Here is a 26,577-nt window from a genome sequence, read left to right on the forward strand (position 1 = left end):
GGCCCACTCGGTAAGGCTCCCCGGAGGACCCGACCCCACCACCATCCCGCTCCCCCGTTGCCGGCCGGTTCTCGCCTACCGACGCGCGCCGATGTCACAGGACGTGCGGCGGTTCCCACCGATCCGGATTGGGTGAATCCGCGGCGTATCGCGGATGTATCGAAAAACGCATACGCCACCACGACAGGTCTCCGAGTTTCGTGGAGACGGCACGGCGCACAGCACATCCAAAGCAGGTGGATCGATCGGGAAGGACCGTGATCATGGATCCGGATTCCGTACGTGGCGTCGACCGACGGCGGCTCCTCGGATGGGGCGGGGTGGCGGCGGCCGGCGCGGCGGCGATCGGTGTGCCGCTCGTGGGCGCCGCACCCGGCCACGCCGACCCCGCCCCGGCCGGTGCCGACATCCCGCCGGACACCCGACCCGGCGGAGCCTACGACCGGTACGTGGCGAACCTGGCCGCCGACGACAAGTTCTCCGGCGTCGTGATGTTGTCGCACCGGGGCCGGACGGTGCTCTCGCGCAGCTACGGCATGGCCGACCGGGAGAAGCGGATCCGCAACCACGAGGGCACCGCGTTCAACCTCAGCTCGGCCGGCAAGCCGTTCGGCGCGGTGGCCATCCTGCAACTGGCGCAGCGGGGCAAGGTGAACTTGTGGGACACGGTTGGCACCTACCTGAAGGGCTTCGCCCCGGAGATCGCCGGGCAGGTGACCATCCACCATCTGCTCTCCGGTACGTCCGGGTTGAACTCCCCCGATGAGGACCTGGAGCGCGTCTTCCAAAGCCGGGAGGAGATGCACGAATACTGCGAGCGGTGGGCCCGGCAGGCGAAGCTGGTGTCGGCCCCCGGCACTCCCACCGAGCACGCCGGTGCAGAGGTCGCCATCCCCGCGATGATCGTGGAGGCCGTGACCGGCACGACGTACTGGGACTACGTCGAGGAACACCTCTTCGGGCGCTGCGGCATGACCGGCACGGCCTTCTACACCAGGCCGCAGTGGCTCACCGACGAGCACATCGCACACTCGTACATGCGCCAGAGCGACGGCAGCCGGGTGGACGCCGTCCGCAACCTCGACAAGGGCAGCCCCGACCCGTACCAGCTCGGCAAGAACCCGGCCCGCGGCTTCATCGATCCGCCCGGGGACGGGGGCTTCGCCACCGCGCCGGACCTGATCCGGTTCGCGCACGCACTGGGCGACGGCACGGTGCTGGACCGGCCCTACGCCGAGCTGTTCACCGGTGCCAAGATCCCCCATGGCCCCCAGGTGAACGGGCGGGGCAGCCGGGCAACGCCCGCCGACGCGTCATTCGGGGCGTACACGTTGCCGGTCAGCCTCATCAACGGTCAGTGGGTGATCGGGCGCGCCGGAGTCAATCCCGGCAGCGTCGCCAGTTGGAACATCTACCCCTACACCGGCTGGGTCGGCGTCATCCTCGGCAATCACGACGACGTGCCTTTCCAGGAGATCATCGAACGGGAGATCCAGGCCGTCACCGGCAGACGGTGACACACGCCCCCACCGACGGCACGGCGACACCGCGAAACGTTCCACTCACGACATCGACTCCCGCGTCCGCTCGTATCCGTCTGCGAGAGTTGGCTACCTGCGGACGGCGCCCGCCGGGATTCCGCACTCATGCGCGCGAGGGAGTCGACGTGATACCGACCGAGGCGGATCTCACCGAAGCCGTGTACCGGGCCGCCGGTGCCGCCGTCTCGGACCTGTTCCGGGAATTCCCGGAACACGACTTCTACTACTGCGCGTTGGTCACGCCGGGCGAGGCCTTCGGCCCGTCGCTGTCGGCCTGGTCGAGCCAGGCCCTGGCCACCGCGGCGGGCGGATCCGCGACCGAGGCCGACATGTTGCGGTGGTCCTACGCGGACTCGCCCTTCTGCACCTACGGGGAGCGTCACCTCGCCCCGATCAGAAGCCTCTTCGACGCCCGACCGCAAGTCTTCGAACTCCCCGACGACGAGGCGGAGGCCGAGTTCGAACTCCGGCTGCGCGCGATGGTCGCGGCAATGGCCCGCCTCGACGCGGAAGGGCTCTTCGGCCACGGCGAGCAACGCCTGTCCATCGTCGCCGTCGTCGAGGTCCCCGGTGACGATGCCGAGAACGCCGCCCGCGCCTCCGCCCTGAATCCTCCGACAGCCGCCGCGACATACGTGGCCGCGAACTCGCCCACAACCCCACTCCGAAACCCCCGGTAGCCCGAGGTCGCCCGTGTGGCCCCTGCCCGTAGGGCCGTTCGGCCCTTCACCCCACATGTGGTGAAGCGCGAGCGTGGGCATGAGCGGAACCACGGCGACGGACGAGAGGACGAGCGATGACGATGGCCACGACTCCCGCGGCACCGGATCTGGCGATGGTCGATGCCTGGTGGCGGGCGGCGAACTATCTCGCGGTGGGGCAGATCTACCTCCGGGAGAATCCGCTGCTCGCCGAGCCGTTGCGGCCCGGGCACATCAAGCCGCGACTGCTCGGGCACTGGGGTACCTCCCCCGGCCTGAACCTGATCTACGCCCACCTGAACCGGGTGATCCGCGAACGCGGCACCCACGCCCTGCACGTGACCGGTCCCGGACACGGCGGCCCCTCCGCGCTCGCCGCGTCGTGGCTGGACGGCACCTACAGCGAGCGCCACCCGAACGTCCCCCGGGACGCGGCCGGCATGGCCACCCTGTTCCGGCAGTTCTCCCAGCCCGGCGGCGTACCCAGCCACATCGCCCCGGGCGTGCCCGGCTCGATCCACGAGGGCGGCGAACTCGGCTACAGCCTCTCGCACGCCTTCGGCGCCGCCTTCGACAACCCGAACCTGGTCGTCGCGTGCGTGATCGGCGACGGAGAGGCCGAGACCGGGCCACTGGCCGCGTCGTGGCACGGGAACAAGTTCCTCAGCCCCCGCACCGACGGCGCCGTCCTGCCGATCCTGCACCTCAACGGCTGGAAGATCGCCAACCCCACCCTGCTCGCCCGCATGCCGCGCGAGGAGCTGGACGCGCTGCTGACCGGGTACGGCTGGCGCCCCATCCACATCGAGGGCGACGAACCCGCCCGCGTACACGCCGACTTCGCCGCCGCGCTGGACGAGGCGCTGGACGAGATCGCCGCGTACAAGGCCACCGCCCAGCGCCGCCCCCGGTGGCCGATGCTCGTGCTGCGCGCCCCCAAGGGCTGGACCGGCCCGCGCACCGTCGACGGCACCCCCGTCGAGGGCACCTGGCGCTCCCACCAGGTCCCCCTCGCCGGCGTGCGCGAAAACCCGGAGCACCTGGCCCTGCTCGACGCGTGGATGCGCTCCTACCGCCCCGACGAACTCTTCGACGCCGACGGGCACCCCACCCCGATCGTGCTCGCCAACGTCCCCGCCGGCGACACCCGACTCGGCGCGGTCCCCGAGGCCAACGGCGGCGCCCTGGTGCGGGAGTTGCCGCTGCCGGACCTGCACGACTTCGCGGTCGAGGTCACCGAACCCGGCGCGTCCTCCTCCGAACCCACCCGCGCGCTCGGCGAATACCTGCGCGAGGTCTTCGCCCGCACCGCGAACCGCCGCGACTTCCGCCTGTTCGGCCCGGACGAGACCGAGTCCAACCGCCTCGGCGCCGTCTACCGCGCCACCGCCAAGGCCTGGCAGGAACCCGTCACCGACCTCGACGCCCACCTGGCCCCCGACGGTCGCGTGGTGGAGATCCTGTCCGAACACACCTGCCAGGGCATGCTGGAGGGCTACCTCCTCACCGGCCGACACGGCGTGTTCTCCTGCTACGAGGCGTTCACCCACATCGTGTCCTCGATGTTCAACCAGCACGCCAAGTGGCTGCACGCCTGCCGCGAGATCGACTGGCGCCCACCGATCGCCTCGCTCAACTACCTGCTCACCTCCCACGTCTGGCGCCAGGACCAGAACGGCTTCTCCCACCAGGACCCCGGCTTCGTCGACAACGTCATCAACAAGCGCCCCGAAGTCGTCCGCGTCTACCTCCCCCCGGACACCAACACCCTCCTGTCGGTGGGCGACCACACCCTGCGCAGCCGCGGCCTGGTCAACGTCATCGTCGCCGGCAAGACCCCCACTCCCGACTGGCTCACCATGGACGAGGCGGTCCTGCACTGCACCCGCGGCGCCGGCATCTGGGAGTGGGCCTCCAACGACGACGGCGACCCGCAGGTCGTCCTGGCCTGCGCCGGCGACGTACCCACCCTGGAGACCCTCGCCGCCGCCGACCTGATCCGCTGCCGGCTCCCCGAACTGCGCGTACGCGTGGTCAACGTCGTCGACCTGATGCGACTGGTTCCCGAGACCGAACACCCGCACGGCATGCCCGATCGGGAATACGACGCCCTCTTCGGCACCGACGTCCCGGTGATCTTCGCCTACCACGGCTACCCGTGGCTGATCCACCGCCTCGCCTACCGCCGCCACAATCACGCCCACCTGCACGTACGCGGCTACAAGGAGTACGGCACCACGACGACCCCGTTCGACATGGTCGTCCTCAACGACATGGACCGCTACCAACGCGTCATCGACGTCATCGACCGCGTCCCCGGCCTGGCCACCCACGCCGCGACGGTACGCCAAACCATGGTCGACGCCCGCACCCGACACCGCGCCTGGATCCTCGAACACGGCGAGGACATGCCGGAAGTACGCGACTGGACCTGGTCGACGGACATCCGCGAGCCGCAACCCTGAGCCGAACCGGGACCTCCGGCCGGGCCGGGCGGGCGATCACCCTCGGCGAGGCCGACGGCCGAGGGGCGGGGTCACATGCGGCCGGAGGTGACGAGTGAACGCGTCTCGTGGGCGATCTCGATGTCCTCGCGGGCGGTGACGACGACCGTGCGGACCGGGTCGTCGCCGGCGCTCACGTCGGCGTCGCCGCACGCCTCGGCGTTGGCGCGCGGGTCCAGGCGCACGCCCAGGAAGGCGAGTTCGCGCACGGCGTCGGCCCGGACGGCGTCGTCGTGTTCGCCGACTCCGCCGGTGAAGGCGAGTACGTCCAGGCCGCCCATCGCGGCGGCCATGGCGGCGATCCTCGTCCGGAGTCGGTAGGCGTAGATCCGGCGGGCGATCGCGGCGCGCCGATCGCCCGCCTCGGCCGCGGCGCGGATGGCCCGCATGTCCCCGCCGTGGCCGGCCAGCGCCGCCATGCCTGCGCCGTGCTCCAGCGCCTGTTCGAGGTCGTCGACGGTGACGCCGCGGCGCTGGAGCCACAGGATCAGACCCGGATCGACATCGCCCGCCCGGGTCGCCATGACCAGGCCCTCGGCCGGGGTGAACCCCATGGTCGTGTCGACCGATTCGCCTGCGCGTACGGCCGCCAGGGAGGCTCCCGCGCCCAGGTGGCAGCTCACCACCCGCGCCGACGCCGCCTCCACGCCCGCCAGTTCGCAGGCCCGCCGGGCGGCGTACGCGTGGGACAGGCCGTGGAAGCCGTACCGGCGCAGTCCCCACTTCGTGCGCCAGCCCTCCGGCAGGGCGTACGTGCTCGCCTCCGCCGGCAGCGTGCGGTGGAACGCGGTGTCGAAGCAGGCAACCGCCGGCACGCCCGGCAGCGCCCGGCGAACTGCGTCGATCCCCGCGAGCGCCCGCCCCTGGTGCAGCGGCGCCAACGGCGCGAGGCCGGCGATCCGCGCGATCACCGACGGGTCGAGCCGCGTCGCACCGGTGAACTCCGCCGCCCCGTGCACCACCCGATGCCCCACGGCGTCGACGGGCCCGGCATCGCGCAGGAACCCGGAAACCGCCCCGTCCGGAATCTCGTCGGGGCACTCGAGGGTCGACGCGCACACGATGGCGTCGTGCGAATCGAGAACCGACAGCTTCACCGTCGACGACCCGGCGTTGACGACAAGGACTCGTTCCGTGCTCATGATGTCGGTACTCCCTCGTGATCGATCCGGATTCGATACGCGGACATGGGGCGGTGTGTGCCCGCCGTTTCGTCGCCCATGTATGCCGCTACACCGACGGTTCCGCCTCCGGAGGAAGACCGGCAGGGCCATTGGACCCACCCACACGGAAAATCGCCGGGCCCGGATGGGCCGCCACCACGTCGAGCGCCTACCAGTGGTGGAGCGGTCCGGGCGGCCGGTGGGTATCGTCGGCCGCTGCGACCTGCAGGGTGCCCTCGTGCGGTCGGACGAGAAGGGCGACGTCGGGGCGCGACGCCGGGATGCGCCGGGCCGCTTCGACGGCGTCGGACGTCGTGAACGCCCGTGCCTGTCACACCGCCACCGTATCGGGCGGTACGGCGTCGGTCGTCGACCGAAGTCACGGATCCTCTGCTCCGTTCGACGAAGAGGAGACGCGTGCGGCGTGGTTTGACACGATGGACGCGAGAGCCGTGTCGACGGTCTTCGATTCCTGTGGAGGGGATGTGGCGTCGGACCAGCGACCGGCACTGCCGCGGATGCGTCTGGACGAGTTGTTGGACGAGCTCCAGGCGCACGTGGAGGTGGTGCGTTCGACCCGGGACCGGGTCAACGGACTGCTGGAGGCCGTGCTGTCGGTGGGCAGCGATCTCGACCTGGAGACCGTGCTCCGCCGCATCGTGGAGTCGGCGGTGTCCCTGGTCGACGCCGAATACGGCGCGCTCGGGGTGATCGGCGACGAGGAACGACTGGCCCGGTTCCTGCCCGTGGGCATGGACCCCGAGACGATCCTGCGCATCGGCCCCTTCCCCACCGGACGCGGCATCCTCGGGCTGATCATCCGCGACCCGCACCCGCTGCGCCTGCACGACCTCACCGAACACCCGGACTCGTTCGGCTTCCCCGCCGGCCACCCGCCCATGAACACCTTCGCGGGAGTGCCGATCCGCATCCGCGACACCGTCTTCGGAAACCTGTACCTCACCGAGAAACGCGGCGGCGCCGACTTCGACGAGGACGACGAGGCCGTCCTGCGCACCCTCGCCGCCGCCGCGGGCGTCGCCATCGACAACGCACGCCTGTACGACGACGTCCGCCGCCGCGAACGATGGCTCACGGCCAGTTCCGATCTCACCCGCAGCCTGCTCTCCGGCCAACCTCCCGCCGACGTGCTCCGCTCGTTCACCGCCACCATCCGGGAGATGGCCGACGCCGACCTGGTGACGCTCGCGGTGCCGGTGGCGGGCACCGACGACCTGGTGGTGGAGGCCGCGTCGGGACCACTCGCGGACGGCGTCCACGGGCTGGTCCTGTCGGGGGAAAGCACCCTGATGGGCAAGGTGTTCGGCTCCGGCGAGACGATCGTCACCGGTGATCTCAGTCACGACCCGGGCGCGGTGGTGGCCAAGGCCGTCGGGCTCGATCTGGGCTCGGCGTTCCTGCTGCCGCTCGGCACCCGCGAGAGCATTCGCGGTGTGCTCCAGGTCGCCAACCGGGCGGAACGGCCCCAGCTCTCGGACGCGGTGGTACGCATGGTCACCGGCTTCGCCGACCACGCCGCACTGGCCCTGGAGATCGCCGAACGGCGCCGCGACGCCGAACTGCTCACCGTGCTCCAGGACCGCGACCGTATCGCCCGCGACCTGCACGACCTCGCCATCCAGCGACTGTTCGCCACCGGCATGACCCTGCAAAGCGCGACCCGCTTCATCGACCACCCCGAAGCCCTGGAGCGCGTCGAATCCGCCGTGGACGCCCTCGATGACACCATCAAGGTCATCCGATCCACGATCTTCTCCCTCAAGGCCCGCGACCGGAACACCGGCACCGGACTGCGCTCACGCTGCCTGCGCGAAGTCGACGCCTCCACCGAAGCCCTCGGCTACGCCCCCACCCTGCGCGTCGACGGCCTCCTCGACACCTCCGTCCCCGAGACCATCGCCGTCCACCTGATCGCCGTCCTGCGCGAGGCTCTGGCCAACGCCGCGCGCCATGCGCACGCGCGCCGGGTGGAGGTCCACGTGGAGACCGACGACAAGCATGTGCGACTTCGGGTGCGCGACGACGGGGTCGGTCCGCCCGCGGCACCCACCCGCGACAGCGGGTTGGGGAACATGCGGGAACGCGCCGAATCCCTGGGTGGTACCTGCGCGTTCGGCCCGGCGCCCGACGGCGGCGCGCTGGTGGAGTGGCGCGTCCCGCTGAGGTGACCGTGTTCGCGACGCCGTTCGGCCGGACACCGTCCGCGGAACGGGCCAGCCGAGCCACGTGGGCGCCCCGGTCCCCTCGGCGCGGGCACAGGGCCGTTCGGCCCTGGTGGAGGGCCCGATCGTGGTCGAGAGTGGTGGGATGAGCGAAGACCTCGTGACGACTCGTCCCCTCGCGCGCCGGGAGACGCTGGAGTTGATGGCCGGCGCCCGGGTCGGACGTGTCGTCGTCAGCGAGGGCGCTCTTCCGGCCGTGCACTTGGTGACGTTCGCCTTCGACGGGGAGTCGGTGGTCTTCCGCGCGCCCGCCGACTCCACGCTCGCGAAGGCCGCGGGGGACGCGGTGGTCGCGTTCCAGGCCGATCACATCGACCCGACGACGCTCACCGGCTGGACGGGCACCATCACCGGCCACGCCTCCCGCGTCCGGGCCCCCGCGGCCGTCGTACGTCCGGAACACCCGCTGTCCGAAGCCGGACACGGGCAGAACCAGGCGTGGTTCTCGATCACGTCCGAGCTCGTCACCGGCCTGCTGGTGCGGCACACCACGGGCTCCGGTGCGCCGTCGGGACAGGCGACGGGGGCCGGCTCGGCGCCCTCTTCGGGCGCGTGAGGTCGCACCGTCCGCCCGACGCCGCGATCCGTCAGGTGTCGCGGCCGATCGTTCTGCGGACGCCGTAGGCCGCGGCGCCGGCCGCGATCACGGCGGCTCCGGCGAGTACCGAGGCGAGCGGCAGGGCGAAGGCCAGGACCAGACAGCCCGACGTGCCGACGACGGGTACGATCCGGGCCGGGCGGCCCTCCTCGGGGCGAGGGTCCAGGCCGCGGCGTTGGCGATCGCGTAGTAGGCCAACACGCCGAAGGACGAGAAGCCGATGGCGCCGCGCACGTCCGTCGTGGCGGCCAGGACCGCGACCACGCAGCCGACGGCGAGCTCCGCCCGGTGCGGAACGTGGAAGCGCGGATGGACGGCGGCCAGGGCATGCGGCAGATGCCGGTCGCGGGCCATCGCCAGGGTGGTGCGCGAGACGCCCAGGATCAGCGCGAGCAGCGAGCCGAGGGCGGCGACGGCGGCGGCGACCCGAACCACGGGGGCCAGGCCCGGAACACCCGCCGCGCGGACCGCGTCGACCAGCGGCGCGGCGGCGTCGGAGAGCCGATCCGGGCCCAGCACGAGAAGAACGGCGACGGCGACCGCGGCGTACACCACGAGGGTGATGCCGAGGGCGAGCGGGATGGCGCGGGGGATGGTCCGCTTCGGATCCCGGACCTCCTCGCCCAGCGTGGCGATGCGCGCGTATCCGGCGAACGCGAAGAACAACAGCCCGGCGGCCCGCAACACCCCGCCGGCAGAGGCGTCCGCGCCGACGTCCAGCCGCGCCGCGACCACGGATCCCGACGTCAGGCACACCACGACCACCGTGGCGAGCACCGTCAGGACGACCACGACCACCGCCCGGGTCAGCAGCGCGGACTTGTGTACGCCCGCGTAGTTCACCGCCGTCAGCACCACCACCGCGGCGACGGCGACCGCGTGCGCCCGTGCGGGCCACACGTACGAGCCGACCGTCAGGGCCATCGCCGCGCACGAGGCGGTCTTGCCGACCACGAAACCCCACCCGGCCAGGTATCCCCAGAAGTCGCCGAGCCGCTCGCGCCCGTACACGTACGTGCCACCCGACCGCGGGTAGCGGGCCGCCAACCGCGCCGAGGACGTCGCATTGCAATACGCCACCACCGCCGCCACGGCCAGCCCGAGCAACAGCCCGGAGCCGGCCGCCGACGCGGCCGGGGCCAGGGACGCGAAGATCCCGGCCCCGATCATCGAGCCCAATCCGATCACCACGGCGTCGGACACGCCCAGATGCCGCTTCAGCTCACCCCCGCCGGCGGGCACCACGGGCGTACTCATCGCGCACTCCTCGACGACGACGGCCGCAGGGAGCCGATGGGGCGGGCACTTCGACAGCGCTGCACGATATCGGAAGGGGATGTCGTACGGATGACGACGAGGGGAACCTCGGGAGCCGGGCGCGCGGGGGCTCGCGGTACCGCCACTGCGGCCGTCGTCCGCGAGCCGGGACAGGCAATGGCGGAGCGCCCCGCGTCCACGGTGAACACCGGCCGCGTGCGGTACACCGACCCGTGCCCGGTCCGGTTGTCTTCGGGCCGGGCGCGCTTCGCGCCGCTCGCCGCCGACCGCGCGCCGATCCCACGTGCGAGGCAGGGCCGTCCGGTCCGGGGACTCGGGTCCGATGGCCCTGCTCGGATCCGGGCGGGACGGGCAATGTTCGAAGCACCCGCCGGCCACGACTGAGCCCGCACCGAACGGGCATCTGCGCACGGTCGGCCCCGACGTCCCGCCCCCTGCCTACCGCATCCCACCTCCGCGAAGGAATCCCACCGTGACCCAGGCATCGACCCCCCGTCCGGCTCCGCTCCGCGGACACGTCGTCGTCGGCTTCGACGGCTCCCCCGGCGCCGAACGAGCCGTGGACCTGGCCGCCGACGAGGCCGCCCGCAGACACACCACCCTCGAGGTGCTGCATGCCCTGGAATGGGTCGAAGTCGCCGGCGGCGACGACCGCTTCGGACAACAACTGCGCGAGAACGCCCGCGCCATCGTCGACCGAGGCGCCGACCGCGCACATGCCCGACACCACGACCTGCCGGTGCTCGCCACGGTCGAACTCGCCAACGCCATCGACACGTTGGAGGCCGCGAGCGACCGCGCCGCCCTGCTCGTCGTCGGCAGCCGAGGGATGGGCGGCTTCGCCGGCCTGTTGATGGGGTCGGTCAGCCTCCCCGTCTCGGCGGCGGCCCGCTGTCCGATCCTGGTCGTCCACCCCGACCACGACACCGCCGCCGACCGTCCCGCGAAGCCGATCGTGGTCGGCGTCTCCGCCGACGACTGCGGCCCCGCCCTCGAAGCCGCCTTCGCCCAGGCGGCGGCCCGGAACCTGCCCGTACACGCCGTCCACGCGTGGCGCTACCCCGCGTCGCTCGCCGGCGGCCTGGCGTACGCCCCGGCCGTGTCGATCATCGACGACTGGCGCACGATGGCGGAGACCACCCTGGCCACCGCCGTCAAGCCCTTCCGCGAGAAGCACCCGGACGTCCCCGTCACCGAGGACGCCGTCCTCGACACCACCGCCCACGCACTGGTCACCGCAAGCGCCGACGCCGACCTCCTGGTCCTCGCCGCCCACCGCGACACCGGCCGCTTCGGCCCCAACCTGGGCCGGGCCATCCACACGGCCCTACACCACGCCCACTCCCCCATCCTCCTCATCCCCACCCGAAACCACCCCGAGCCCGACAGGACTCCACACCCCGGAGACCGTCACTGAAACCACACCGCACCCCGAACCCGACGCACACCCATCGACTCGACGCATCGCCCCCGCACGCGTGGACCCGTCGTTTCCGGGTAGGTAGCGCTCGCTATCGGAAGCGGAGACCGGCGTTCACGGCGACTGATGCCGTGACACCGGCCGATCCGGTAACGAAACAACGGCTCAACGTCAGGAACGTCTCATGGGGCTCACCGTCCGCCACGGCACCGATCGGCTCGTCGTCACGTTGCCGGCCCGCGTCGACCGCCGAAACGCGTCCGCCGTCCTGGACAACCTGATGCGGGTTCTCAACGTGCCGACCGGCCGGGACTGCCGCGAAGTGGTGTTGGACCTGCGGGAGACCGCCTTTCTCGACGAAAGCGGCCCATGGATCCTGTCCGCCGTACGTCGAGGCGCGGGGCTGTTGCATATGCACGTCTCCTACGAGGCGGCCGACGCCCACACCCGCGATGTCGCGACCGAGGCGGGGCTGGCGCCCACCGTCGATTCCAACCGCCCCGACCTGACCCTGGCCGCCTCCTGAAGAAGGCACCCTCCTCGCCGGCGTTCCGCGCCGGGCGTCAGCCGCCGCACGCACAGGCCGCGGCGGGTGCCGGAGCGTCCGAAGCCTCACCCGTACAGCAGGCGTCGGCGCCGGGCGCCCCGCTCTTGCCCAGCCGGTCGGCGTCGGCCTTGACGACGTAGACCTCCCACGGCTCCTTGCCCGGGCCGTGGACCCACACCTTGTCCTGGAGGGCATAGCAGCACGAGGTGTCGTTTTCCTCGAACGTGGCGAGTCCGGCGTCCTTGAGGCGGGTGGTGGCGGCGTTGACGTCGTCGGTGGAGCCGACCTCGACGCCGAGGTGGTCCAGGCGGGTGTCCTGGCCGGCCTCGCCCTCGATGAGGACGAGCTTCAGGGGCGGGTCGGCGACGGAGAAGTTCGCGTAGCCGGGTCGGCGCTTGGCGGGCTCCACGCCGAGCAGCTTGGAGTAGAAGGTCACCGAGGCCTCGAGGTCGGCGACGTTGAGCGCGAGTTGCACACGGGACATGACAGTGGTCTCCCCATCGGCTTGTATCGATGTCGATCGATACAAGCTTGCGCGTTGGATCGAAGAACGTCAACATAGAGGAATGTCGAAACAGGAATTCGTGGTACTCGGTCAGGACACCGAAGGTTGTTGCCCCACGCTGCTGACCGCCCCACTGGACGAGGATCGGGCCGCCGACCTGGCGCGGGTGTTCAAGGCGTTGGGCGACCCGGTGCGACTGCGACTGCTGTCGATGATCGCCTCCCGGGCGGGCGGGGAGATCTGCGTCTGCGATCTCACCCCGGCGTTCGACCTGTCCCAGCCGACCATCTCCCACCACCTCAAGCTGCTGAAGCAGGCCGGGCTGATCGCCTCCGAGCGGCGCGGGACCTGGGTGTACTACCGGCTCCTGCCCGCCATGACCGATCGCCTCGCCGCGATCCTCACCCGCCCCGCCGGCGAGCCCCGTCCCGAACCCGCCCCCGCGCCGGTCGGCGCGTGAGCGCCCCGGTCGGGACTCCGGCGGGACCGGTCGCCGGACGACTGTCGTTCCTCGACCGCTTCCTCGCGGTGTGGATCCTGATCGCGATGGCCGCCGGCCTCGGCCTGGGCCGGCTCGTCCCCGGCCTGGGCGACGCGCTCGCGAAGGTGACGGTCACCGGCGTCTCCTTGCCGATCGCGCTCGGCCTGCTGGTGATGATGTACCCGGTGCTCGCGAAGGTCCGCTGGGACCGGCTCGACACCGTCACCCGCGACCGGCGGCTGCTCCTGCCGTCCCTGGTCCTGAACTGGATCGTGGGCCCGGCACTGATGTTCGCCCTCGCGTGGCTGATGCTGCCCGATCTGCCCGAGTACCGCACCGGCCTGATCGTCGTCGGCCTGGCCCGCTGCATCGCCATGGTGATCATCTGGAACGACCTCGCCTGCGGCGACCGTGAGGCCGCCGCCGTCCTGGTCGCCCTCAACTCGGTGTTCCAGGTGATCGCCTTCGCCGCGCTCGGCTGGTTCTACCTCGACGTGCTGCCCGGATGGCTCGGCCTGGAACGCACCGCCCTGGACGTGTCCGTATGGGAAATCGCCCGGAGCGTGCTGATCTTCCTCGGCATCCCGCTCCTGGCCGGGTTCCTCACCCGCCGCCTCGGCGAGAAGGTCGGGGGCAGGACCTGGTACGAGACGAGGGTGATCCCCAGGATCGGCCCGTTCGCCCTGTACGGGCTCCTGTTCACCATCGTCGTGCTCTTCGCCCTCCAAGGCGACGCCGTCACCGCCAAGCCGCTCGACGTCGCCCGGATCGCGCTGCCCCTGCTCGCCTACTTCGCGCTGATGTGGGGCGGGTCCATGGCCGTCGGACGCGCGGTCGGCCTGAACCATGCGCGGGCCACGACACTTGCGTTCACCGCCGCGGGCAACAACTTCGAGCTGGCCATCGCGGTCGCCATCGCCACCTTCGGCGCCACCTCGGGACAGGCCCTCGCCGGAGTCGTCGGACCCCTCATCGAAGTGCCGGTGCTCATCGGCCTCGTGTACGTCGCCCTCGCCGCCCGCCGCTACTTCCCGCAGCCCGCCGCCACCGCAGCCCCGGAAGGCCCCGCCCGTGTCTGAACCCACCACGCCATCCGTGCTGTTCGTGTGCGTCCACAACGCCGGACGGTCCCAGATGGCCGCCGCCTGGCTCACCCACCTCGCCGACGGCCGGGTCGAGGTCCGCTCCGCCGGATCCGCGCCCGCCGACGCCGTGAACCCGGCCGCCGTCGCGGCGATGACGGAGGTCGGCATCGACATGTCCACCGAGAGGCCGAAAATCCTGACCGTGGCGGCGGTACGCGCGTCCGACGTGGTGATCACCATGGGCTGCGGCGACACCTGCCCGGTCTTCCCCGGCAGGCGATACCTCGACTGGAAGCTCGACGACCCGGCCGGGCAGGGTGTCGAGGCCGTACGGCCGATCCGCGACGAGATCGAACGACGCGTCCGCGCCCTGCTCGCCGAACTCGGCATCGAGGCGGCCTGACCGGCGCCGCCGCAACGGGTGGGCACGTCACGGCGATGCGGCGCGCACACGCCGGCGGCGCCGTGTACCGCACACCGACGACCGTCTGCCGATTGTGGACATTCGCGGCGCGAAAGCAGGCCGCGTTCCAGGATCGCCGATCTTCCACGACCGGCTCGGGCACGCTGGTGGGGTGACCTACTTCGTACACGTCGATGTCGTCCCCCCGAGCGGGCATCCACCCCTGGACAACCTGCAGCGGGCAGGCATAGCCCGCCTGCTCGCCGAACCCCTGGAGCATCTGGACGGCGTCGACGGCCCCGACGACATGAGCATCGACCTGGACGACTTCCGTATCGGCTCGCATCCCGAGGGTGCCCTCGTGCTCTTGGAACTGGATGCCCCCGCTCTGGAGTTCGCCGAGACGGCCGCCCGTGAGGTGGTCGAGGAGATCCTGGGCAACACCGAAGGCTTGGAGGAGTGGGCAGTTGCCTCCTGCGAGGTCAAACTGCACGACGCACTCGCGCGGAAAAGCCTCGCCGCCGCCGACGGCCCCGACGCGCCGCCCGCGGACCCGGCGGAGCGCGCCCGACTCCACCGCCGCCCGGTGCCGGACCCGCACCCGAACCCGGGAACGCCGACCGCCGAAGAGGTCGAGACGTATTGCGGGCGTCTTCGGAGCCTGGCCCCGCGCCTGACCCGTTTTCCCGCGGGCCGATTCGGTCACGACACCTCGAACCCGCTCCCCCACGCCACCGTCGAACTGGCGGCAGGCGCCCTCGTCTACGCCATCGATCCGCTCATCGACGAACTCTTCGGCGACCTGGTGAGCCTGGCCGAGGACGAAGTGGCCGACCACGTCGAGGACTCCGACGCGGACTTCTTCATTCTGGACGAACTTCCGCCCGCCTTCGCCGAGCAGTACACCGAGCTGTTCGTCCGCCGATTCATCATCGCCGCCGCCGGTGTGACCCAACGCCTCACCTCGACCACGTGGCACCCACCCGCCACCACGGCCGAAGCACTCGCCCTGCACCTGCTCCTCCAGGAGGCCATTCCCGTCCTCGACATCCACGGCCTGTACGACCACGACATCAAAAGCGCATACGCCGCGTTCAGGGAGGCACTCCTGGGCGACCTCGACCCGGAGTGGCTCTACGAGGAAGACCCGTTCGACGAACGGAACCCGGTCACGGACTGGTTCAAAACCTTCGGATCCGACACGCGGGTCCACTTCTACACCCTCGGCGACTGACGAAGATCGTGCGGGCAACGACGCCGGCGCCCGCATACGGCTGTCCGGAATCAGCGAGGGCCGGTCGGCGTTTGCAGCTACCGACACGAAACCCGCGCCGGCCGCGCCCTGTCGGCGGATGAGCCACCGAAGGACACATGAGCACAGAGCGATACCACATCTCGGTCCCCGGCCACGTGCTCGACGACCTGCGCGAACGGCTGGTACGCACCCGGTTCACCACCGCGACGAACCCGGCCTACTGGGCGGCCGGGGTCGATCCCGACGCCCTGCGCGAGCTCGTGGCGTACTGGGCGGACGGTTTCGACTGGCGGGCGGCCGAGGCCCGGCTGAACGCCTACCCGCACTTCCGCGCCGAAGTCGGCGGCCGCAAGGTGCACTTCGTGCACATGCGCGGTAAGGGTCCGGCCGGGGGACCGGCATCCTTGCCGCTGGTACTCAGCCACGGATGGCCGAGCAGCTTCGTCGAGATGTTGCGAATCGCCGAGTTGCTGACCGACCCGGGCGCACACGGCGCGGACCCGGCGGACGCGTTCGACGTGGTGATCCCGTCACTGCCCGGGTTCGCCTTCTCCGAGCCGCCGGGCGGCCCGTTCACGCGGCGCGCCGTTGCCGAGACGTGGCACGCGCTGATGACCGACGTGCTCGGCTACCCCCGCTTCGGCGCGGAGGGCGGCGACATCGGTAGCGGCGTCACGCAGTGGCTCGGCGCGCTGTTCCCGGACGTTGTGGCCGGCGTACTGGTCACCTCGTCGGTGGTCCCGACCGACTTCGGCGCGGCGCCGCCGACGCCCGAGGAGCAGCGGTTCCTCGATGCGCTGGCCGTGTACGATGCCGGGGACGGCGGCTACAGCGCGATCATGTCCACCCGCCCGGACACCGTCGCGGCCGCGCTGGTCGACTCCCCGGCGGGGCTGCTGGCGTGGATCGTGGACAAGTACCGCGACTGGAGCGACTGCGGCGGCGACGTGACGACGCGCTGGGACCGCGACACGCTGCTGACGGTGGCGACGCTGTACTGGGCGACCGGGTCGATCGGCACGTCGTTCGGCGAGTACCACGACTGGCCGCACAACCGGCCGGTGCCGCCGATCACCGTGCCCGGCGCCGTGACGTTGAGCAACGAGCCGGCGTTCCGCGGCATGCCACGCGGCCTCGCCGAACGGATCTTCACCGACCTGCGCCAGTGGCACACGCCGGAACGCGGCGGGCATTTCATGGCCCACGAGGAACCCGAGCAACTGGCCCGCGACCTGCGCGACTTCTTCCGGCCGCTGCGGAAACCGGTCCGGGACTAGGGTCGTCGAACGGATCGGGTTTCGAGCCCTTCGAGCCCTTCGAGCCGTTCGAGGCAGAGGAAGGCGCGGGTCGTCGGCCGGCGCCCGGTGGTGGCCGCGGCGCCCGAAGAGGGCTCGTTTCCCGGAATTTGCCGGTTCGGCCGGATCCCTTCGCCCGGCGTGGACGCCTGTGTGAGTGTTTCGCTTGCTCGGGCACGAACCCCGTCCTGCCCGGTCGTTCGCGGCCCCCACGAGGTGCCCGCGACAGCAGGTCGGTGTCGTGGTCGAGGTCTGCCTTCCACCCCAGGAGCCTCGATGAATCGAAGAGTGACCACCACCGGGACCGTTCTCGCCTTACTCGCCGGCCTCACCGTCGGCGCGGCGACCCAATCGGCCGCGGCCGATCCGCCCGCGCCGTCCGGGTCTCAGGCGCTTGCCGTCGCCGCCGCCGATCGGGCGGCCGCAAGCGGCCTGGACGTCCTGGCCAAGGGACCCGACGAGCAGTACGAGCGGCAGGCGGTGACGCCGTGGGTCGACGATCTGTACTCCGTCGCCTACGAGCGCACCTACCGCGGCCTGCCGGTCGTCGGCGGTGACGCCGTCGTCCTCGCCGACGGCAAGGGCCGCGTCCGCGCGACCCAGTCCGCGAGCGACGTGCAGATATCCGCCCCGGTCCACCCGATCGTGCCGGCCGAGGCGGCCGAGACCACCTCCAGGGCCGAACTCGCGTCGGTGGACCGGGTCGAGTCGCCCCGCCTGGTCGTCCGGATCAGGGACGATCGCAGCGATCTCGCCTGGGAGACCGTACTCGTCGGCCGCACCGCGACCGCGCCCAGCCGCCTGCACGTCTTCGTCGACGCGAGCACGGGCACAGTGCTCGACAAGGTCGACGACGTCAAGGCCGGCACCGGCAACAGCCAGTGGAACGGGCCGAACATCCCGATCGACACCACCAAGTCCGGTACCAAATACTCGCTGCGCGACCCGAACCGGCCCGGCCTGTCCTGCGCGGACTACTCCACCGGGACGGTGTTCTCCAAGTCCACCGACTCGTGGGGCAACGGTCAGGCGTCGAGCAAGGAGACCGGCTGCGCCGACGTCATGTTCGCGGCCCAAAAAGAGTGGAACATGCTCCGCGACTGGCTCGGTCGCAACGGGCACAACGGCAACGGCGGCAGTTGGCCGGTCAAGGTCGGCCTGAACGACGTCAACGCCTACTGGGACGGCTCCTCCGTCTCCATCGGACACAACCAGGCGAACAAGTGGATCGGCTCGATGGACGTCGTCGGCCACGAATTCGGCCACGGCATCGACCAGTTCACCCCCGGCGGCGCCGGCAGCGAACCGGGTCTGGGCGAGGCCACGGGCGACATCATGGGCGCGCTGACCGAGGCGTACACCAACGAATCCTCGCCCTACGACACCCCCGACTACACCGTCGGCGAAACGGTCAACCTGGTCGGCCAGGGGCCCATCCGCTACATGTACAAGCCGTCCACCAACGGCGACCCGAACTGCTACAGCTCCTCGATTCCCAACACCGAGGAGCACGCGGCGGCCGGACCGCTGAACCACTGGTTCTACCTGCTCGCCGAGGGCACCAACCCCGGCGGCGGCAAGCCGACCAGCCCGACCTGCAACAACACCACCCTCACCGGCGTGGGTATCCAGAAGGCCGGCAAGGTCTTCTACGGCGGCATGCTGCTCAAGACCAGCGGCATGACCTACAAGCGCTACCGCACCGCGACCCTGAAATCGGCGAAGACCCTCGACCCCACGTGCGGTCTGTTCAACAAGACCAAGGCCGCGTGGAACGCCATCAGCGTGCCCGCCCAGTCCGGCGACCCCACCTGCACCGCAGGTTCCGGCCTGGACGACTTCGCCGTCGCCTTCACCTCGCCCTCGGGCATCGTGACACCGGGCGACTCGATCACGACCGCGGTGAGCACGACCGTGACCGCGGGCGCGGCGGCGCAGGACGTCACCCTGTCCACGACCGGTCTGCCCCCCGGTGTGACCTCGACCTTCACCCCGGGGTCCGCCGAAGCGGGCGGCTCGACACTGACCCTGTCGGCGAGCCCGGCCGCGCCGGCGGGCACCTATCCCGTGACCGTCACCGGTAGCGGCCCCACCGCCACCCACACCGCCCGGTACACCCTGACCGTCACGGGTCCCGGCAACCGGAGCCTGGTGCCGCCCGACATCAACGTGGCCAACGTCCAGGCGCACCTGGCGCAGCTCAACACGATCGCGAACCAGAACGGCGGCAACCGCCGAGCGGGCAGCGCCGGTTACACCGCGTCCGTGGCCTACGTGAAGGGCAAGCTCCAGGCCGCCGGCTTCACCGTGTCCGAGCAGGTCTGCACCTCCTGCCGATACCGTTCCAACAACCTGATCGCCGACTGGCCCGGCGGCCCCGCCAACCAGGTCGTCATGTTCGGCGCCCACCTGGACAGCGTCAGTGCCGGTCCCGGCATCAACGACAACGGCTCCGGCTCGGCCACCCTCCTGGAGAACGCCCTCGCGCTCGCCCGAGCCAACCCCACCCTCACCAAGCACGTACGCTTCGGCTGGTGGGCCGGCGAGGAACAGGGCCTCCAGGGCTCGCAGTTCTACGTCAGCCAACTCACCTCGACACAGCGCTCGGCGATCAGGGGCTACTACAACTTCGACATGGTCGCCTCCCGCAACGCGGGCTACTTCGTCAACAACATCAACTCGGCCACCGCCGCGCCCCTCAAGGCGTACTGGGACACGCTGAACCTGCGCCCGGAGGAGAACGTCGAAGGCCAAGGCCGCTCCGACGACTACTCCTTCCAACGGGCCGGCATCCCCACCTCCGGCTACGCGGCCGGCGCCAGTGCCACCAAGTCCTCGGCGCAGGCGGCCAAATGGGGCGGCAGGGCCGGCGCGTCCTACGACTCGTGCTACCACTCCGCGTGTGACACCACGAGCAACATCGACGCCACGGTGCTCAACCGCAGCGCCGACGGCGTGGCGTACGCGATCTGGAAGACCGCGGTCGGCGTCACCACGCCCACCACGTAGCCCTTGACGACTACCGGTACCGGCCGGCCGAAGCAGGCCGGTACCGGCAGCCGCCACCCCCCACGCGGCGCGGCCGCGGGACGGCGGCCCCTGCCATCTCCAGCGTCGCGCCGGCGCTCCGGACTCGCAAAGCCGCGATCCGGCCGTCCCGTGGCCACCGTCGCCTCGTGATCACCGCCGCGATCCTTGCGTGTCGGCCTGTGACGCGATGTCGGTCGGCGTGTAGCCACCGGCCGACAGGGAACGATCCCAGCCACCACCGGGAAGGCCGCTGCCCGAGTCGTTCGGCCGTGGAACCCGACGGCGAGAGGGATCGGCATGCGGATCGGCATCATCATGGCCGCACGCCCGGGCCTGGAGTTCCTGGCGGCCCGTGCGGAGGAACTCGGTTTCAGTAGTTTCTGGGTATACGACACACCGTTGGTCCATGGTGATCCGTTCGTCGGCCTCGCGCTCTGCGCCAAGTCCACCGACCGGATCAGACTCGGCATCGGCGTCACCTCACCGGCACTGCGGTCCGCGCCCGCCGCGGCGGCGGCGCTCGGCAGTCTCAACGCCCTCGCTCCCGGCCGCATCATCTGCGGCGTCGGCACCGGCAACACCGCGCGCCGCACGCTCGGCATGCGGCCGGCGAAGACGGTCGAACTGGCGTCGTTCACGGCAGCCTTGCAGGACCTCACCGCGGGCCGCGAGTCGGACCATCACGAGGGAACCCGGTCGAGCAGGGTCCGCTTCCTGCACGTCGACGGTTACGTCGACATGGAGGACCCGGTGGAGTTCGTCGTGGCCGCGTTCGGCCCGAGAGTCGCCGCCGTCGCCGGCCGCCTGGGTACGGGAATGATCTCCTTCGCGTTGCACGCCCCCGAGGCCTGGTCCGCGCTCGGCCGGGCCCGCCGGGCGGCGGCACAGGCCGCGGGCAACAGCGAGAAGGCGCATTCGTACCTCGTCTCCTCCCTGTATGTCCTCGCCGACGGCGAGGACCGGTACGGCGATGCCGTCAAGGACGCGATGGGGCACATCGCGGTGACCGCACTGATCCTCGCGGTGGAGAACCCGGCCTTCCGCGCGGCCCTGTCCCGGGAGGAGGCCGCGGCTGTCGACCGCCTGCTGCACCTGCGCGGTACCTCCGCCACCGACCCCAACCGCCACCACACGCTCTACCACAATTATCTCGGCCGACTGTCCCCCGGGGAGCGCGATCTCGTCGTGCCCTCACTGGTGGACAGGTTCGGTCTGGTCGGCACCAGGGACGAACTCGGAGAGCGGATCGACGCGCTGGAGAAGTCGGGGGTCGACGAACTCTTGATCCAACCCGTGGTGAACCCCGAGGCGGACATGGCCGAACTCGCGCGGCTCCTGCCCTGACACCGCACAGCCCCGAAACCCGACCGCCCGGCCGACACCCCGCTCGACGGCGGAAACGGCGGCCGATCCCTTCAGATCCGCGAGGTGGGTTCCTCGGGCGCCTCCTTGGGTTCGGAGTCCGACAGGTCGACGTCGCCCGCGACCGTGGACGGCGTGATCGCGCCCTTGCCGAAAGGGACCCAGATGAGCCAGGCGTACCTGTAATCGGGACCGGAATCGCCCCCTTGCATGCCGAAGTAGACGCTGCACGAACCGCCCTTGCGGATCGGCAGCACCGCCACGTTGGCGGCCGTGCGGCCGTCGCTGCGCATCGCGGAGGCGGTGATGTTGGTCCCGTTCCCGGAGAGTTTGACGATCGAGTTGCGGGAGTTGCCGGTGGTGTGGACCTCGCCGATCGCCAGACCCGCGGTCGGGGCGGTGAACGTCAAAGTCCTGCCGTAGCTCAGTTGGAAGACCTGCGCCGGACCGACGATGTCCATGATGGAACCGGTCGCGGCGAACGGTCCGGTGACCGTCAGACCGTCGGCGCCCGCGATGATCTTCGGCGCGGACAACTGCTTGCCCGCGGCCACCGTCACGTTGCCGTTCAGCAGGCTGGTGCCGGACACCGTGAGGTTGTCGGCGATCGTGACGTTGTTCCCCGGCAGCACGCTCGTGTGGCTGTTGATCTTCAGGGACAGGCCGTACGGTCCGCGCAGGTCCCTGATCCGGACGGTCGTACCGTCCTCGGTGACGGAGACATCGCCCTTGGCCGTGGTGGGGCCCGCCACCACCAACGGCCCCTTGACGGTGGTCGTCCGGTCCGCCGACGACAGGTTGAGATGGCCGCCGACGTCGATCGTCGGATACTGCCCCAACCCCATCATGGTGCGCGCGTACAAGGTCTTGGCCTGGTCCACCGTGACGTCGCCCTTGGCGGTGGTCGTGCCGTGGACCACGAGGTTTCCCACCTCCAGGTCCGGCTTGATGACCGTCACCTGGCAGGTCAGGATCCGCACCACCTGGTCCGGCGTCTCGCCCACGGTGCCGCGCAGGTAGAACGTCGTGTCGGACTTGACGTTCGTGATCTTCCGGGTGGACTCGTTGCCGACGTTCAGACATGTGCCGCCGTAGAGCAGTTCGTACGCCGCGTTCGCCGAGCGCTCCCAGGTCAGCGTGACGTCGCCACCGTTGTTGATCACCAACGGGTCGCAGATGAGGTTCCGCATGTAGAAGCCGGGCGGGAACTTGCCCACGCTGAAGACCAGTTGTCGATTCTGGAAGGCGCTGCTCCCGGTGCGCGAGCGCTCGGTCACGGTCACCGGGGAGCTGCCGACCTTCCGGCTCACCGGAAGCTCCGAGATCTGGATGGTGATCCCCTGGTCCGGACCGATCGTCTCGTACGCCGCCGTCGGCGTGAAGACGAACTCCTTGGTGGAGGTGTTCAGTGCCACCGTCCACCCGGACAGGCTGATGGTCGCCACGGCCTTGCTCAGTTCGAGGGCGAAGTCGGGGGCGGCCGTACCGGCCGGGATCTTCACCTTGATGGACTCGACGTCGGCCGCCGTACCGCTGCGCCGCGCCGCCACGAGGATCAGCTCGCAGGTCTCCGGCGGGGTCTCCGGATTCTCCGGTGACGCCTCCACCGGGTCCGGATTCGTCGTCAGGTCGTACGACAGCAGCGGTTCGTCCGCGGACACCACGGTGAAGCTCTGGGCGACCAGACTCATCGCGTATCAACTCCCTTCGGTGGAGCGGCTGTGCGCCGCCGCGTTGTCAAGGGTCAGGAACCCGGATCTGATCTCCGGTTCCACCGGCGGCAGGTCGCTCGTGTCCTGCGGCTGAATCGCGAGCTTCTCCCACGTGCCGCCGCGGTTCTCGCTCCAGGACCACTCGCCGAGCACTGTCGCGGGGACGGGCATCAGGACGGTTTCCTGCGGCTCGCGGGACGGGCCGTACAGGTCCACGCTCCCGGCGAGGAGGTCTCCGGTGCGGAAGTTCACCGACATGCGGGCCAGCGCCGCGTCCGTGAACTCCTGCGGGACGACGACCTTCTTCGTCGCGAGGAGGTCCGTGGTGGCATGGGCCGCGCCGCGCGGGTCGACGAGCAGGGTCAGCACCGCCGTGTTCCGGTCGCCGAAGTTCAGCCACAGTTTCGGTACATCACCGATGGGGCGCAGGTAGTCGCCGCCGCCGGCCGCCGGGTCGACGATCGTGTCGAAGCGCTCGTAGTCGCCGTCGGTGACGTAGCCGACGACGCCGTCCTCGGTCTCGTCCGCCTCGCCCATGCGCACCACCCAGGGGTAGGAGGGCAGTTCGCGTTCGGTGTCCTCGAACAACATCCTCCAGCTCACGTCGGAGGCGAGCGGGCCGTGCGTCTCCATCTCCAGCCGGGTCCGGATCAGGGCCAGTGGGCGACCCAGCAGGAAGCCGAGACCGGGGTCGGCGGGGCCGGCCGGGTCGATGGTTTGCAGGGCCTTGTCCACCGTGGCCCGGAAGGCGTCGAACACCTCGGGACCCCTGGTCTTGACGGGCTTCAGGAAGTCGTGGGCATGTACCGAGATCCCCCGCAACTGCTCGAAGTCGGTGACCTCCGATCCGGGCAGCACGGACCACGAAACCTCCCTGACCGACTGGGCGTTGCGGGTCACCCGCAGTTCCCCGAGCGCCGAACCCGTCGCTTCGTACACGACCAGCGACCTGTCCAGCCGGTTGTGCACCAGCCACGCGCACACCGGGTTGCTCCCGGGGGCCGCCTCGACGTCCTCGTCCCCGATCGCGGACAGGAAGTCGAAGCGCAGCCGGGCCGGTTGGAGCAGCCGCGGGCCCAGTTCGATGAGCCGGTCGGCGTCCTGGTCCTGGGCGAAGTGCGCGGGTTGCATCGTGCGGACGATCTCCGGCCGGAAGTGCAGCGAGTCGCCGATCAGGTCGACGGCCCGGCCGAACCGGTCCACGACCGACAGGTCGAGGAACGCCATCTGTCCGGCCCGAAGCTCCTGGAACCGCGAAGGGGGCCACTCCCCCCAGTCGTCGGTGGGCGCGCCGCCGGGGTCGGGCGGCGCGAAGTCCCCGTCACCCAGCAGGTCGGCGATGTCCGGAGGCGGCTGCGTGGCGCCGGAGGGCTGTCGTTGCGCGATTGCCGCGCCGAACCCGTCGAGGACCTGCGACAGTACGTCGGTCTCCTTGGCGTCGGACCGCAGTCTGCGCAGGGTTTCGGCCGGGATGAGGCCGTCGCGTCGACGGGCGTGGACGTCGAGTTCGCCTTCCATGACGTGCCCGGCGGTGGGGGCGAGCAACTGCCGGCCGGAGGCGATGACGGTGCGAATCTCCTGCGGGCGTCGTTCCTCGGGCCAACCCTTCCAGCGGTAGCGGGAGCGCTCGATGAACTCCCAGTGATCGCCGTCCTCGTCGTGGAAGGGCAGCGGGAAGTATTCCGCCTTCCACATGAGGAACAGGGGCTGCCACGGCATTTCCCACGCACTCGTACCGTAAATGGGCATCATGCCGGTGACGTTGGTGTAGTTGCCGGTCTTCAGCGCCTTGCCGAGGATGAAGAACTCGGTGGCCAGGGCCGGGAAGCAGGGCGGAAGGTCGGTCAGCGTGAGCTTCGCGACCAGCGGGGCCACCTGACTGCCCGTCACTCCGGAGGCCGCGGTCACCAGTCGGTCCGGCGTGCGGCACGGCAGGGACTCCTCGCGGACCAGCGGGGCGTGCAGGTTCGCTCCTTCGAGGGCGAGGACCGGGTCGGCGCTGTACTCGAAGTCCTGGCGGGGCGCGCGGATCAGGGTGCGGGCCGAACGGGCGCCGTATCGCGGGTACTTCCGTTCGATGTCGGCGGCGAGTTGGTCGACGGTCCGACCGGTCGGCAGCAGGGCGTCGAGGGTGCTCGTTCCGGAGAGCCGTTCGACCTCCGCCTTGGCCTGTGCCAGTGCGTCGTCGATGCCTTCGTGGAAGACGGGCGGTTGGTCCTCGCGTCGGGTGAGCCACCACAGCTGGTAGAGGCGTTCCCGGGCGGCGCGCAGGTCGCGTTCGCGGGCGTCCGCCTGAGCCTGGAGTTCGTTGAGTTGCCGGAGCAGGGCGCTCTCGTCCTCGTCCCGGGGGCGGAAGGTCCGGCCGGCGGGTGCGGAGGGGTCATCGGGTTCGATCGCGCCGCGGGCACCGATGAACCAGTGGTAGCCGCCGGGAACCGGGCCGAAGCCGATGTCGTGGGCGCGGCGGTCGGTGAGGATGTCCGCTTCGGGGAGGTCCCGCTCGGCCAGTGCCTCGGTACCGCCGAGCAGGAACGCCCGGAAGAGTTGGGCCTCTTCGGCGGAGAGCACACCTTCGGCGGACGCTCCCGTCTCGCCCACGGCCTCCATCACGCTGTTGGCGACGGTGGGGGTGACCTCGGTGCGGTGCGGGCATTTCGACGGAGGCACCCCTCCGTCGATGTTCCAGTCGAGGCCCAGGACGGTGCCGGAGTAGACGGATGTGCGGATACCGCCGCCGGATCCGGGCGGCGCCGTCCAGCGGAGGCGGTCGAGCAGAGCCGGGAGCTCGTCCGGCGCGGCGAGGATGTCGCTGTCGGGCTGGGCGTACCAACCGGCGACGAAGTAGCCGAGCCGTTCGGTGGGTTCGACGCCGTCCAGCGTGTCGTGCATCGAGAACACGTTCTTGTTGTACGGCTGGAAGACGGAGAAGGTCGGCAGACCGGGACCGACCGCCGTAAGGAACGGGTCGTGCCGGTCGACGGGTTCCTTCCAGGCGCCGGTCAGGTCGTGGCACTTGCCGATGAGGGTGGCTTCGGGATGGGCGGTGTCCGGATTCTGGAAGGACACCGTGCCCTTCATGGGGTCGAGGTAGTCGCTCTCGACGATCCACGCCCTGACCTCGGCCGTGCCGTCCTCGTGCCGCACCACCAGCCAGCGGTTGGGGACGAGGGGGAAGTCGCCCACACCTTCGTCCTCGTCGTGCCTGCCGCGGGTGAGGGCGGCGGGAAGTTCCCACTGGAGGTAGACGCCGAGCTTGTCCTCTTTTCCGGGCCAGGCCTCCAGGCCCATGAAGGGGGCGGGTTCGGGCGGGCTGCCCTGGGCGACGCCCCGGAAGTTCGTGGTCCAGCGCTGGAAGACGTGATCGTCGCCGGTGTCGCGGGTCTGCCGGTTGACGGCGAGTGCCGCCACCTCGACGGGAACGACCAGGATGCTGTCCGCGGACATGCCGGGCCTC

Annotated in this window: 18 protein-coding genes and 1 pseudogene; 14 read left to right on the forward strand and 5 right to left on the reverse strand. The window is 70.7% G+C overall.

Annotation, left to right across the window (positions count from 1 at the left end):
• Positions 1–263: 263 nt before the first annotated feature.
• The 3 genes from B4N89_RS37235 to B4N89_RS37245 all read left to right on the forward strand — a co-directional run bounded on the left by B4N89_RS37235 (position 264) and on the right by B4N89_RS37245 (position 4,707).
• On the forward strand, positions 264–1,517 hold the full coding sequence (locus tag B4N89_RS37235) for a serine hydrolase domain-containing protein (protein WP_078981560.1): 1,254 nt from the start codon (positions 264–266) through the stop codon (positions 1,515–1,517).
• 149 nt (positions 1,518–1,666) lie between these two features.
• Positions 1,667–2,221, forward strand: coding sequence for a DUF4303 domain-containing protein (locus B4N89_RS37240; protein ID WP_078980988.1), 555 nt, complete (start codon positions 1,667–1,669; stop codon positions 2,219–2,221).
• Between the two features lie 116 nt (positions 2,222–2,337).
• Complete coding sequence (locus B4N89_RS37245; protein WP_078980989.1) at positions 2,338–4,707, forward strand: phosphoketolase family protein; 2,370 nt, start codon at positions 2,338–2,340, stop codon at positions 4,705–4,707.
• 71 nt (positions 4,708–4,778) lie between these two features.
• On the opposite strand, the gene B4N89_RS37250 is transcribed toward B4N89_RS37245, so the two are convergent.
• The gene (locus tag B4N89_RS37250) at positions 4,779–5,888 is read right to left on the reverse strand and encodes an acetate/propionate family kinase (protein WP_078980990.1); all 1,110 of its coding nucleotides are present in this window, start codon (positions 5,886–5,888) and stop codon (positions 4,779–4,781) included.
• Between the two features lie 539 nt (positions 5,889–6,427).
• On the opposite strand from B4N89_RS37250, the gene B4N89_RS37255 reads away from it, so the two are divergent.
• Positions 6,428–8,098 carry a GAF domain-containing protein gene (locus tag B4N89_RS37255; protein ID WP_078981561.1) on the forward strand — a complete coding sequence of 557 codons (1,671 nt, stop codon included), beginning with the start codon at positions 6,428–6,430 and terminating at the stop codon, positions 8,096–8,098.
• A 139-nt stretch (positions 8,099–8,237) separates the two neighbouring features.
• Entirely contained in the window at positions 8,238–8,708 is a 471-nt protein-coding gene (locus B4N89_RS37260) for a pyridoxamine 5'-phosphate oxidase family protein (protein ID WP_078981562.1), read from the forward strand.
• Positions 8,709–8,739: 31 nt separating this feature from the next.
• Here B4N89_RS37260 and B4N89_RS37265 read toward each other — a convergent pair.
• Positions 8,740–10,007, reverse strand: a pseudogene (locus tag B4N89_RS37265) (APC family permease).
• 493 nt (positions 10,008–10,500) lie between these two features.
• On the opposite strand from B4N89_RS37265, the gene B4N89_RS37270 reads away from it, so the two are divergent.
• The gene (locus B4N89_RS37270) at positions 10,501–11,445 is read left to right on the forward strand and encodes a universal stress protein (RefSeq protein ID WP_235619172.1); all 945 of its coding nucleotides are present in this window, start codon (positions 10,501–10,503) and stop codon (positions 11,443–11,445) included.
• 187 nt (positions 11,446–11,632) lie between these two features.
• Positions 11,633–11,974: an STAS domain-containing protein gene (locus B4N89_RS37275; RefSeq protein ID WP_078980992.1), complete on the forward strand. Its 342-nt coding sequence runs from the start codon at positions 11,633–11,635 to the stop codon at positions 11,972–11,974.
• A gap of 37 nt (positions 11,975–12,011) precedes the next feature.
• Here B4N89_RS37275 and B4N89_RS37280 read toward each other — a convergent pair whose 3' ends face one another.
• On the reverse strand, positions 12,012–12,479 hold the full coding sequence (locus tag B4N89_RS37280) for an ArsI/CadI family heavy metal resistance metalloenzyme (protein WP_078980993.1): 468 nt from the start codon (positions 12,477–12,479) through the stop codon (positions 12,012–12,014).
• 82 nt (positions 12,480–12,561) lie between these two features.
• Between B4N89_RS37280 and B4N89_RS37285 the strand changes: the two genes are divergently transcribed.
• The 7 genes from B4N89_RS37285 to B4N89_RS37315 all read left to right on the forward strand — a co-directional run bounded on the left by B4N89_RS37285 (position 12,562) and on the right by B4N89_RS37315 (position 21,393).
• The gene (locus B4N89_RS37285; RefSeq protein ID WP_078980994.1) at positions 12,562–12,960 is read left to right on the forward strand and encodes an ArsR/SmtB family transcription factor; all 399 of its coding nucleotides are present in this window, start codon (positions 12,562–12,564) and stop codon (positions 12,958–12,960) included.
• Entirely contained in the window at positions 12,957–14,060 is a 1,104-nt protein-coding gene (arsB, locus tag B4N89_RS37290) for an ACR3 family arsenite efflux transporter (RefSeq protein WP_078980995.1), read from the forward strand. The genes B4N89_RS37285 and arsB overlap by 4 nt, the downstream gene beginning before the upstream one ends.
• The gene (locus B4N89_RS37295) at positions 14,053–14,469 is read left to right on the forward strand and encodes an arsenate reductase ArsC (RefSeq protein ID WP_078980996.1); all 417 of its coding nucleotides are present in this window, start codon (positions 14,053–14,055) and stop codon (positions 14,467–14,469) included. The genes arsB and B4N89_RS37295 overlap by 8 nt, the downstream gene beginning before the upstream one ends.
• A gap of 172 nt (positions 14,470–14,641) precedes the next feature.
• Positions 14,642–15,703, forward strand: a complete 1,062-nt coding sequence (locus tag B4N89_RS37300; RefSeq protein WP_078980997.1) for a hypothetical protein — start codon at positions 14,642–14,644, stop codon at positions 15,701–15,703.
• Positions 15,704–15,840: 137 nt separating this feature from the next.
• A complete protein-coding gene (locus tag B4N89_RS37305; protein ID WP_078980998.1) occupies positions 15,841–17,001 on the forward strand; it encodes an epoxide hydrolase family protein in 1,161 nt (386 codons plus the stop codon).
• Positions 17,002–17,295: 294 nt separating this feature from the next.
• Positions 17,296–20,028: a M28 family peptidase gene (locus B4N89_RS37310; RefSeq protein WP_235619173.1), complete on the forward strand. Its 2,733-nt coding sequence runs from the start codon at positions 17,296–17,298 to the stop codon at positions 20,026–20,028.
• 318 nt (positions 20,029–20,346) lie between these two features.
• Positions 20,347–21,393 carry an LLM class flavin-dependent oxidoreductase gene (locus tag B4N89_RS37315; RefSeq protein WP_078981000.1) on the forward strand — a complete coding sequence of 349 codons (1,047 nt, stop codon included), beginning with the start codon at positions 20,347–20,349 and terminating at the stop codon, positions 21,391–21,393.
• A 71-nt stretch (positions 21,394–21,464) separates the two neighbouring features.
• On the opposite strand, the gene B4N89_RS37320 is transcribed toward B4N89_RS37315, so the two are convergent.
• On the reverse strand, positions 21,465–23,102 hold the full coding sequence (locus B4N89_RS37320) for a hypothetical protein (RefSeq protein ID WP_078981001.1): 1,638 nt from the start codon (positions 23,100–23,102) through the stop codon (positions 21,465–21,467).
• A gap of 6 nt (positions 23,103–23,108) precedes the next feature.
• Positions 23,109–26,567 carry a hypothetical protein gene (locus B4N89_RS52040; RefSeq protein WP_235619174.1) on the reverse strand — a complete coding sequence of 1,153 codons (3,459 nt, stop codon included), beginning with the start codon at positions 26,565–26,567 and terminating at the stop codon, positions 23,109–23,111.
• Positions 26,568–26,577: the final 10 nt, after the last annotated feature.

This window comes from Embleya scabrispora, assembly GCF_002024165.1.
Classification (GTDB): Bacteria; Actinomycetota; Actinomycetes; order Streptomycetales; family Streptomycetaceae; genus Embleya; species Embleya scabrispora_A.

Excerpts from the sequence above, each read along its gene's own strand:
- B4N89_RS37260 (WP_078981562.1), top strand. The coding sequence starts at position 8,238 with ATGAGCGAAGACCTCGTGACGACTCGTCCCCTCGCGCGCCGGGAGACG.
- B4N89_RS37255 (WP_078981561.1), top strand. The coding sequence starts at position 6,428 with ATGCGTCTGGACGAGTTGTTGGACGAGCTCCAGGCGCACGTGGAGGTG.
- B4N89_RS37280 (WP_078980993.1), bottom strand. The coding sequence starts at position 12,479 with ATGTCCCGTGTGCAACTCGCGCTCAACGTCGCCGACCTCGAGGCCTCG.
- B4N89_RS37245 (WP_078980989.1), top strand. The coding sequence starts at position 2,338 with ATGACGATGGCCACGACTCCCGCGGCACCGGATCTGGCGATGGTCGAT.
- B4N89_RS37275 (WP_078980992.1), top strand. The coding sequence starts at position 11,633 with ATGGGGCTCACCGTCCGCCACGGCACCGATCGGCTCGTCGTCACGTTG.
- B4N89_RS37285 (WP_078980994.1), top strand. The coding sequence starts at position 12,562 with ATGTCGAAACAGGAATTCGTGGTACTCGGTCAGGACACCGAAGGTTGT.
- B4N89_RS52040 (WP_235619174.1), bottom strand. The coding sequence starts at position 26,567 with ATGTCCGCGGACAGCATCCTGGTCGTTCCCGTCGAGGTGGCGGCACTC.
- B4N89_RS37305 (WP_078980998.1), top strand. The coding sequence starts at position 15,841 with ATGAGCACAGAGCGATACCACATCTCGGTCCCCGGCCACGTGCTCGAC.
- B4N89_RS37320 (WP_078981001.1), bottom strand. The coding sequence starts at position 23,102 with ATGAGTCTGGTCGCCCAGAGCTTCACCGTGGTGTCCGCGGACGAACCG.
- B4N89_RS37310 (WP_235619173.1), top strand. The coding sequence starts at position 17,296 with ATGAATCGAAGAGTGACCACCACCGGGACCGTTCTCGCCTTACTCGCC.
- B4N89_RS37250 (WP_078980990.1), bottom strand. The coding sequence starts at position 5,888 with ATGAGCACGGAACGAGTCCTTGTCGTCAACGCCGGGTCGTCGACGGTG.
- B4N89_RS37315 (WP_078981000.1), top strand. The coding sequence starts at position 20,347 with ATGCGGATCGGCATCATCATGGCCGCACGCCCGGGCCTGGAGTTCCTG.
- B4N89_RS37235 (WP_078981560.1), top strand. The coding sequence starts at position 264 with ATGGATCCGGATTCCGTACGTGGCGTCGACCGACGGCGGCTCCTCGGA.